The organism is Methylobacterium symbioticum, assembly GCF_902141845.1.
Taxonomy (GTDB): domain Bacteria; phylum Pseudomonadota; class Alphaproteobacteria; order Rhizobiales; family Beijerinckiaceae; genus Methylobacterium; species Methylobacterium symbioticum.
The window spans coordinates 1-9,001 of sequence record NZ_CABFPH010000156.1 but is presented as its reverse complement, the minus strand read 5'-3'; the positions used below and the strand labels follow the sequence as shown (position 1 = coordinate 9,001).

Sequence of the window (9,001 nt, the reverse complement as noted above, 5' to 3'; positions counted from 1 at the left end):
CGCAGGCCGCCGCGCCCGCCGCGCTGGCCGCCGGCCCGCAGGATCCGGCCCTGTCCGAGACCGTCGAGGTGCCGCTGCCGCCGCGCCGCCCCTCCGTCCAGATGCTCGCGGCCGTGATCCGGCCAGTCGTCGCCGCCCGGAAGGCGCCGGCCCCCGTGCAGGAGGCCGCCGCCCTGCCGCCGCCGGCCCAGCCCTGAAACCTGGGAAACCAAGTTATTCGCGCCGTTCCGGCCGAGGGCGCTTGACCCTCCCGGCCAAGGGCAACACATAGTCGGCCGAGATCGCTGCGCTGCAGCAAAGCCGTGCGGCACTGGCTGGAACGGGGGCGCGGACGTCCTCCGGCCCGGATCAAGGGCTGCGGACCGGGCGGCCCGAAGGGAGCCGTCCTCGGTCGGGGGCGACCACGGCCACCACTTTGAGGAAGGCGGACGGCGCCATGAGCGGCGTTGAGGAACAGGAATCACTCTTCTTGACGGATCTCGGCCGCCGGGTCCGCCAGGCGCGCACGGTCCGCGGGCTGTCGCGCAAGACGCTGTCGCACACCTCCGGCCTGTCGGAGCGTTACATCGCGCAGCTCGAGGGCGGCCAGGGCAACGTCTCGATCATCCTGCTCCGGCGCGTGGCCAATGCCATGGGCGTGCGCCTCGACGACCTCATCATCGGGACCGAGGCCGTGCCCGACTGGCCGGTGGTGCGCGACCTGCTGGCCCAGGCCTCTCCGGCCCAGATCGCCGCCGCCAAGACCGCGCTCTCCGGCAGCGGCGCCTCGGACGGGGCCGTGCGCCAGCGCGTCGCCCTGGTCGGCCTGCGCGGCGCCGGCAAATCGACCCTCGGGCGGCTCACCGCCGAGCGGATCGGCTGGACCTTCGTGGAGCTGAACGGCGAGATCGAGCGCGAGAGCGCGCTCTCGGTGCGCGAGATCTTCGCGATCTACGGCCAGGAGGGCTACCGCCGCCTGGAACAGGCGGCCCTGCGCCGCCTCACCGAGCATCCGGGCCCGATGATCCTGGCGACCAGCGGCGGCATCGTCGCCGAGCCGCTGACCTACGACCTGCTGCTGCAGAACTTCTACACGGTCTGGCTCCGGGCGAAGCCCGAGGAGCACATGCAGCGGGTGCGCGACCAGGGACAGGCCACCCTCGCCGCCGCCGGCGACAACGCCGCGGCCCTGCAGGACCTGCGTGCCGTGCTCGCCAGCCGCGAGCCGCTCTACGCCCGCTGTCAGGCCACCGTCGACACCTCGGACGTGCCGGTGGGCATCATGGTCGACCGGCTCACCGCCGCGATCGAGGCCCGGTTCGGCCTGCCCGCGCACGCGAGCCCGTAATCGCCGCCGAGCCGCATCGCGGTCCCGCACAGCGATCCGTCACCCACCCGCATCCCCAGGCCCTTGATCGGGCCGGGGCGCAGCCCCACGCTAGGGTCTCGCCACCGGGACCGCAGACGTTTTCATCCGCCTGTCGGCGCCGCCGCGGGATCATCCGTGCGCGCAACCCGGTTTTGAGATAGAACTCTTTCCCGCAAGCGTCGCAGCGGACCGGGTCCGGCCGGCACGCCGGCCCGACACCGCCCCTCCGCGCGAGGCGTGCGACGTGAGATGTCGAGGTTCGCCATGACCGCAAGCCCTGCCGTCAGCCCGCTCCATCAACCCGCCCGCGACGAGCTCGCGGTCTGCGATCCGGTCTGGTCGCGCCTGCGCGGCGAGGCCGAGCAGGTGCTGCGCGAGGAGCCGCAGCTCGCCTCCTTCATCGTCGCGACCATCCTCAACCACCAGACGCTCGAAGCCGCCGTCGCCCACCGCGTCGCCGCGCGCCTCGGCCACGCCTCCCTGCCAGCCGAGCTCGTCGCCCACGGCTTCTTCGAGGCGATCAGCGAGGATCCGCGCATCGGCGAGGCCTTCCGGGCCGACATCGTCGCGGTGATGGACCGCGACCCGGCGACCTTCCGGGCGATCGAGCCGGTGCTCTACTTCAAGGGCTTCCACGCCATCCAGGCGCACCGCCTCGCCCACCATTTCTGGAATGCCGGCCGGCGCGACCTCGCGCTCTACCTGCAGAGCCGCTCCTCCGAGGTGTTCCAGTGCGACATCCACCCGGCGGCGCGGATCGGGCGGGGCATCTTCCTCGACCACGCCACCGGCCTCGTGGTCGGCTCGACCGCGGTGATCGACGACGACGTGTCCATCCTGCACGCGGTGACGCTGGGCGGCACCGGCAAGCAGGGCGCCGACCGCCACCCGAAGATCCGCCGCGGCGTGATGATCGGCGCGGGCGCCAAGATCCTCGGCAACATCGAGGTCGGGGCCTGCGCCCGGGTCGCGGCCGGCTCCGTGGTGCTGCGCCCGGTGCCGCCGAACACCACGGTGGTCGGCGTGCCGGCCCGGGTCGTCGGCACCGCCGGCTGCGCCGAGCCGGCCCGCGCCATGGACCAGCTCGTCAGCATGGACCAGTTCATCCACGTCGGCGAAGGGATCTGATCCCGCGCGGGGGAACAGCCAAAGGCCGCAGGCGGCGCGCTTGCCGCCCGCGGCCCGGCATGGCAAGCCGCCCCCCGGACGCCCGGAGCGCTCCACCCCGCGCTGCCGACGCGGCCTCGGGGGCCTGGCGAGCGCGTCACGAAACGAGCGCGGAGGGGAAGCGAGCCCGAGAACCGGGCCGCGCTCCGCCCGCGCGGCGAAGGAGACGAGATAGCGTGACCAAATCCGAGATCGCGAAGCTGCAGGACTATCTGCGCCGCAAGTTCGCCAACAACAACATCCGCATCGCGGCGATGAAGGCCGCCGATTCGGCGGAGGTCTATATCGGCGACGAGTCGATCGGCGTGATCGCCGACGACAAGGAGGACGGCGACGATTCCTTCGTCTTCCGGATGCCGATCCTCGACATCGACCTCGAGGATTGAGGCCCCGGCGGCCTTCCGTCTCCGGCGCATCGCCGCCTGTGCACGGATTAACCCTGCCGCCGAACAGTGCTTAACGTTTCGTAAACACCTGCGTTAGGCTGCGCGCGATCTCACGGAGTTCGCGCGTCCATGCACCTCTCGCCTGCCGCCCTCGACTCGATCCAGACGCTCTGCATCGGGCTCGCCCTGTCGGGCCTTCTCGCGAGCGCCTATGAGCTGGTCACGGCGCGGCGGGCGAGCTTCAGCCTGCTGGAGCGCGGCGGCGTCATCGCCGCGGCGGCCCTGCCGATGCTGGCCTTCAGCGCGCCCTTCATCATCCTGCGCAACACGGTGCGCGGGCGCCGGATCGAGGGCCGGCCGATCCCCTTCGTGATGCTCGCCACCATGATCGCCTGCGGCTGGAGCCTGCTCTCCGGCAGCCTCGCCCTGCGGCTGGCCGGCATCATCACGGGGGCGTGAGGGCCACGTCCCCGAGGGACCCAAGCCTCGTCGGCGGGAAGCCGCGATCGAGGCACTCCGGATCTCAGCGGTTGGCCGTCACCACCGGCGAGCTGCCGCCGTTGAGGGCCACCCAGGCGGCGCCGTCCTGGCCCTCGCGCTTGATGTAGGCGTAGCCGGTCTTGCGCCAGGACAGGATCGTGCTGGTCTTGTTGTCGAGGATGAAGTCGCCCCGGTCGGTGCGGACCATCAGGACGGCATGCCCCTCGCCGATGTCGTCGATCACCACCGTCATGCGCAATGCCCGCCGGGGCAGGCCCCGCTCCACCAGCATGCGGCGCTTCAGGAGCTGGTAGTCCTCGCAATCGCCGAAGCCGTCGTCGGGATAGTCCCAGCGGTCGACGACACCCCAATGCGCCTGATCGGTGAGCGGCTTGATGCGGGCATTCACCCGCCGATTGACGCTCGTCAGCGTGCGCCACAGGGCGAGGTCCATGGGGATGGTCGCCGGCTCGCTCAGGTCCACGCGGCACTCATCCGGCATCCGCGTGCAGAACTCGGTCCAGGCCGCGGTCGGGCGCGCGGCCGGACCGGTCTCGACGCCGAGCCCGCCCTCGGGCAGGGCAGGGCCGGTATGGGCCTGCGTGGTCGCGCCGCCGAGCATGAGGATGGCGCCGACGAGGCCGAAGCTTGCGGCGCGCCCGAGCCGGCGCACGGCCCCGTGCCAGCTCCAGACCGGCCCGGCCAGCGCCTCGGACAATCCCAGAATCATTGCGTGCCGCATGCCCGCGGTCCCATCGCACCGATGACGTGCGATGAAGGTTGCATGACCCCGCCGGGCGCTCAATCAGAAAATGAAAGGCGAATTAACGCATCACCGCGCACGGGGTTCCAAATTAAAACGCTGTTGCGCGTCTGCCATCGTGTCGCAGGCGCGTCATGCACGATCCGCATGCGTGCTCCGCCCAAGCCTCTCCGCCCCTTGATTCTCACCCGGTTTGCCGGCTTGAGACGGGTGGCGCCGCGCGGTGATTCGATACCGGGGAGGCGCAGACGCCTCGCAAGATCCCGGCCACCAGCGTTCAGGAACAGGTCCTCCGATGCAACCCCCCATTCAGCACGTGATCCGGGCCCTCGCCGAGGATGGGCGGACCGGCGCACTGGGCTTGGCCGAATACGCGGTCGACAGCTTCGCCGCCACCTGCCCGACCGAGGGCGACCGGGCTCTGGCCCTCGACATCCTCCTGCGCGACCTCGCCAGCCTGCGGGGCGTGGCGCCGCATCTGGCCGCCTTCGTCGGCCGGATCGAGACCTACGTGGCGCGCCTGCGCCAGGCGCCGCTGCCGCAAGCCGCCTGACGGCTGCGGTTTCCCGAAGGGATCGTCCCATCCCTTCGGCGGCGCGTCGGGGCGAAGCCCCGGCCGCTCGCGCGATCAGCGGTTGGCGGTCATGGCGGGGGAGGTGACGCCGCCGAGCGAGACCCAGGCCACCGCGTCCTGGCTCTCGCGCTTGACGAAGACGTAGCCGGTGCGGTGCCAGGGCAGGATCTGGCTGGTCTTGTTGTCGAGCACGAGGTCGCCGCGGTCGGTGATCAGCGTCAGCACCGCGTGGCCCTCGCCCTTCTCGTCGATCACCACCGTCATGCGCATCGCCCGCTTCGGCAGGCCGGCCGCGGCCAGAAGGTGGCGCTTCAGGAGCTGGTAGTCCTCGCAATCGCCGATGCCGTCCTCGGCAAGGTCCCAGCGGTCGGGCACGCCCAGATGATCCATGTCGGTCATCGCGCGCACGCTCTTGTTGACCCGCTTGTTCACCGCCACGATCTGCGCCCAGCTCGCCGCGGTCAGCGTGATGCGCGCCGGCTCGGCGCTGCTGCCCGCGCATTCGGCCGCGTAGGACTGGCAGAAGGTCACCCAGGCCGCAATCGGCTTCGCCGCGCCCAGCGGGCTCGCACCCGCCTCGATCGCCGGCATCGGCGGCACGCTCTCGGCGGCCGGCGCGGCCCCGAGCGTGGCGCAGAGCGCGCCGACGGCGAACCCGACCACCTTGAGAAACGACCCGCTGCGCATCGCGACCACTCCGTCTGTGAGGTCACGATGCCGCCACGGCCCCTCCGCCGCGCTGAAGCGGATAGGCGCAATTTTATCGATCGGAACCGCCAGCCCGGCCCGCTCGCCACAGGCCGAACCGAGCCTTCGGCGGAAGCCGCGGAATCGGGCCTTTCCGTTCAGGAGCCGGAAACCTTGGCCCGACGGCGCCGGCCGCATCGCAGCCCCGGAATCGCGAACGCCGCGCCCGATGGGCGCGGCGTTCGCGATCGGCCTCCGTCCGGAAGCCCTCAGAGCGTCATGCCGTCGTGGAAGCGGTCGGGATCGATCGGCAGCAGGAACTGCACGCCGATGCCGCCCTCGAAATAGCGGACCAGCCGCCCGGGCGTCTTGCCCACGATGACCGCAGAGCCGATCGGAGGCTTGGCGGTGCAGGCGATGGCCACGCCCGACATCGAGAAGTCGATGATGCGGGCGGCGATCTCGCGTCCGCTCTCGAGCCGCAGCACGATGGCGGGCGCTTTGGGGATGATGCGCTCGTGGCTGCGGCCCTCGGGCAGACCGAGCAGCTCGCGATTGGCAAGCCAGGTGAGCTGCGAGGCGATCTTCTCGCGCTTGCGGGCCGAGACGGAGAGCGATGCCGCGAAGCCGCCGGGGGCGTGGCGCACGATCATGCCCTCGACGCGGCCGATCTGCTCCAGATACAGCACCACGCGCTCGCCCACCGTGCCGGCCACCGCGCAGAGGACGCGCACCCCGCCCGGCGACATGTCGACCGTCTGGCAGGGATATTCGCGGCGGTCGCTGAGCATGTAGCGGCCGAGCAGGGCCACCTTGACCCGCTGGAAGCGGCGCTGGTCGTCGGCACGCATGGCGCGCGAGGCCTCGGGCGCGTGGGCTGCGTCCGGGAGGGGGAGACCCGTTCTCCCTTGCATTCCGAGGCTGGCGAGCATCCGGGGTCGGACTTCCAGGTTGGCGAACCGGACGATCCTAGCGCCCTGGCGTTACGAAAGCCTTTGCCGGTTGGCTTGAAAGCGCGCGCCGAATTGGCGAGCGGGCCGGGCCTGCAGCCGCCCATCATCCGCGCTCTGGAGAAGTCTTCGCCGCGCGCGCCGCGCGGATCCTCAAATCCCGCAGCCTCGCGAAAGCCGCCAGTGCGCGCTGAACAGTCAAGCTCGGGCATAAACGGCAAATTATAATGGGACCAAACTGCAACCGTCGGCGTTGAGCCCCCACGACTGCGGCCGAGAGACCGCGGCCGTGCACGAACGACGCGGCGCATCGGCGCGAACATCCCGGGGCAGCCCGCCGAGGAGGCCAGGGGGCGCGCGTGGCCTTGCGCCCATAGCGGAGGGAGCACGCCTTGCGAAACGCCCGAATCGATCCGGTGCGAGTCCTGACCCTCGCCGCCGGCCTCCTCGCCGCCGGCGCGGCCCAGGCCGCCAACGGACCCTTCACCGCCCAGCAGGCGGAGGACGGACACACCAAGTTCAACAATCACTGCGCCCAGTGCCACCGTCCGAACCTTCAGGGCGCCACGGGTCCGGCTCTCGTCGGCGACGGGTTCAAGGACAAGTGGGCGGGCAAGCCGGTCGCGGACCTGCGCACCTACATCCACGAGAAGATGCCCCAGAACACGCCGGGCTCCCTGGCCGACGACCAGCTCGACCCGATCACCGCCTACATCCTCTCGAAGAACGGCGTGCAGCCGGGCGACAAGCCGCTGAGCAAGGATTCGGCGAGCGGCGCATTCCCGAAATGAGGGATTGAAGCCCGGGTTTCCCGAGGGATCATCCCTTGGGCGGGGTGCCGGGACGGAGCCCTGGCCTCTTGTCCCGGGCTCTGCCCGGCCCCGCGAGAGGGGTGACCCCTCTCGCGACACCCGGCTCGTCAGCGCCGTGTCCGCACGGGCTCGGGACCGATGATCGGCTGCAGGGCCCGGTCGCGCAGGTATTGCGGCCCGAGCACCATGCGGAAATAGTCGTACTCGCCCGGCAGCTCGTTCGCCATCAGGAACTGAAAGTGCATCCGGAACGGCCGGTTGCGCACCTTCGCGTAGGTCTCCGCCGTCAGGATGCGCTTGAACTGGGCCGAGCGCACGATCGGGTTGGCGGTCGTGCCACCGGTCTCCGGCAGGTCGACGTCGAGCACCGGGTTGAAGCCGGGGAAGTTCATCCAGTCCTGCGGGGCCTGGAAGTCGCACCAGACGAGGCGGCGCGAGGCGACGAGCCGGGCGACCTGGGCCCGCAGGCGCACGGCCCGGGGCTGGATCACCACGAGGGGCAGCGCCGAGCCGAGGGTGGCCAGCGACAGGACCGGCCCGGTCTCGCCGAGATCCGGCATCCGGTCGAGCAGCCGCGCCGCGAGTTCCGCGGCGGTCAGGCCGCCGGTGGAATGGCCGACGAGCAGGATCTCGTCGGGCGGCTCCGCCGAGGCGCGCGCCTCGGCGATGCGGGCCGCGGCGCGCTCCGCGAAGGCATCGAGGCGGGCCTCGTAATCGGGCCGCCAGCCCTGGCCGTGCTGCCAGTGGAAGACCCAGCTGCGCAGAAGCAGCCAGAAGAACATCCGGTTGAGCGGACGGTCGATCGCCGCGATCCAGGCGACGCCGATCGCGAGGGCGAGCGGCAGCGACAGGGCCAGCGGGAGGCCGAGGCTGTGCGCGAAGCCGGTGCCGAGATGGGGATGCACCACGGCCGCGATCAGCCCCGAGACCAGCGCGAGGGCGACCACCATGACGAAGGGATAGACGATCACGTTCCCGTAGCGATGGTTGAAACGGTAGAAGCGCCACAGCAGGCCGATCATCAGGGCGTGCAGGGTGCCGGCCACGAGCAGCCCGATATTGACGAGGCGCAGGCGCTGCCCGTCGCGGGCGACGAGGTCGTCCCAGTGCAGCACCTCGTAATCGACCGCCGCGTCCCCGATCTCGGGACGGGGCGCGATCTGCCAGACCTGCGACAGCCCTCCGGCCTCCTCGCTCAGCCGCCCGAGCTTGGGCGCGGGCTCGCCGAAGCGCCGGGCCGAGAGCAGCAGCTCGCGCACGAACAGCATCCGGTAGCGGCTGCGCGCCTCGGGGTCGTAGCCCGCCAGGAAGAAGACGAGCCGCCGGCGGACGACGCCCGGTCGCGCTTCCTGAAGATCGGGCGGTGTATAGGCCAGGACAGTACGCATGCAGCTCGGGACAGGTCTCGGAAACACCGTGTCCGGATCTATCTTCTAGGAGAACCGATGCGGCAATTGCCTGCCGGGCCCGCAATGCTGAGTTTCGCGCCCGGCGCGGATGGTCGGGCCGGGCTCGTGCCTTCCCTGCATCAGTGCCGGCCCGAAAGGTCCCGCCTGCGATCCGCCCTGTGGGCACCGGGGATGAACAGGCTCGTCCCGGCGTCGCGATTCGACTGTGGCGTGCGAGATACGGACTCCCGTCCGGCTTTGAGCTAGGCAGCGAACTCGGCGAAACAGACGGGCGACCCTGGATGCGCGCTTTCCCCCTGGCCCTGTGCGCCGCGCTGGCGGTGTCGGGCTGCTCAGTTCTTCCGGCGGCGGGCCCGACCGCGCGTCAGGTGGATGCGGGGGCGGAGGTGGCCACGCCCGACGGGCTGTTTGCGCGCTACGAGATC

Annotated in this window: 10 protein-coding genes and 2 pseudogenes; 8 read left to right on the top strand and 4 right to left on the bottom strand. The window is 71.1% G+C overall.

What is annotated here, in order from left to right; translation table 11 throughout:
• From MET9862_RS27150 to MET9862_RS27130, 5 genes and pseudogenes are all read left to right on the top strand, one after another.
• Positions 1–197, top strand: a pseudogene (locus MET9862_RS27150) (DUF882 domain-containing protein); the annotation flags it as partial.
• Between the two features lie 218 nt (positions 198–415).
• Positions 416–1,327, top strand: a complete 912-nt coding sequence (locus MET9862_RS27145; protein WP_280179002.1) for a helix-turn-helix transcriptional regulator — start codon at positions 416–418, stop codon at positions 1,325–1,327.
• A 285-nt stretch (positions 1,328–1,612) separates the two neighbouring features.
• Positions 1,613–2,476: a serine O-acetyltransferase gene (gene cysE, locus MET9862_RS27140; protein WP_142586038.1), complete on the top strand. Its 864-nt coding sequence runs from the start codon at positions 1,613–1,615 to the stop codon at positions 2,474–2,476.
• A gap of 215 nt (positions 2,477–2,691) precedes the next feature.
• On the top strand, positions 2,692–2,901 hold the full coding sequence (locus tag MET9862_RS27135; RefSeq protein ID WP_142586037.1) for a DUF3126 family protein: 210 nt from the start codon (positions 2,692–2,694) through the stop codon (positions 2,899–2,901).
• 129 nt (positions 2,902–3,030) lie between these two features.
• Positions 3,031–3,360: a DUF6949 family protein gene (locus MET9862_RS27130; RefSeq protein WP_142586036.1), complete on the top strand. Its 330-nt coding sequence runs from the start codon at positions 3,031–3,033 to the stop codon at positions 3,358–3,360.
• Between the two features lie 64 nt (positions 3,361–3,424).
• Here the strand turns inward: MET9862_RS27130 and MET9862_RS27125 are convergent, their stop codons facing one another.
• Positions 3,425–4,123, bottom strand: a complete 699-nt coding sequence (locus MET9862_RS27125) for a transglutaminase-like cysteine peptidase (protein WP_142586035.1) — start codon at positions 4,121–4,123, stop codon at positions 3,425–3,427.
• A 316-nt stretch (positions 4,124–4,439) separates the two neighbouring features.
• Between MET9862_RS27125 and MET9862_RS27120 the strand changes: the two genes are divergently transcribed.
• A complete protein-coding gene (locus MET9862_RS27120) occupies positions 4,440–4,697 on the top strand; it encodes a hypothetical protein (protein WP_142586034.1) in 258 nt (85 codons plus the stop codon).
• A gap of 75 nt (positions 4,698–4,772) precedes the next feature.
• On the opposite strand, the gene MET9862_RS27115 is transcribed toward MET9862_RS27120, so the two are convergent.
• A complete protein-coding gene (locus tag MET9862_RS27115; protein ID WP_142586033.1) occupies positions 4,773–5,405 on the bottom strand; it encodes a transglutaminase-like cysteine peptidase in 633 nt (210 codons plus the stop codon).
• 269 nt (positions 5,406–5,674) lie between these two features.
• Positions 5,675–6,256: a PilZ domain-containing protein gene (locus MET9862_RS27110; protein ID WP_142586032.1), complete on the bottom strand. Its 582-nt coding sequence runs from the start codon at positions 6,254–6,256 to the stop codon at positions 5,675–5,677.
• Positions 6,257–6,747: 491 nt separating this feature from the next.
• Here MET9862_RS27110 and MET9862_RS27105 point away from each other — a divergent pair, with 491 nt between their 5' ends.
• Positions 6,748–7,146, top strand: a complete 399-nt coding sequence (locus MET9862_RS27105) for a c-type cytochrome (RefSeq protein ID WP_142586031.1) — start codon at positions 6,748–6,750, stop codon at positions 7,144–7,146.
• Between the two features lie 128 nt (positions 7,147–7,274).
• Here MET9862_RS27105 and MET9862_RS27100 read toward each other — a convergent pair whose 3' ends face one another.
• The gene (locus tag MET9862_RS27100) at positions 7,275–8,555 is read right to left on the bottom strand and encodes an alpha/beta hydrolase (protein ID WP_142586030.1); all 1,281 of its coding nucleotides are present in this window, start codon (positions 8,553–8,555) and stop codon (positions 7,275–7,277) included.
• Between the two features lie 302 nt (positions 8,556–8,857).
• On the opposite strand from MET9862_RS27100, the pseudogene MET9862_RS30325 reads away from it, so the two are divergent.
• Positions 8,858–9,001, top strand: a pseudogene (locus MET9862_RS30325) (polysaccharide biosynthesis/export family protein); the annotation flags it as partial.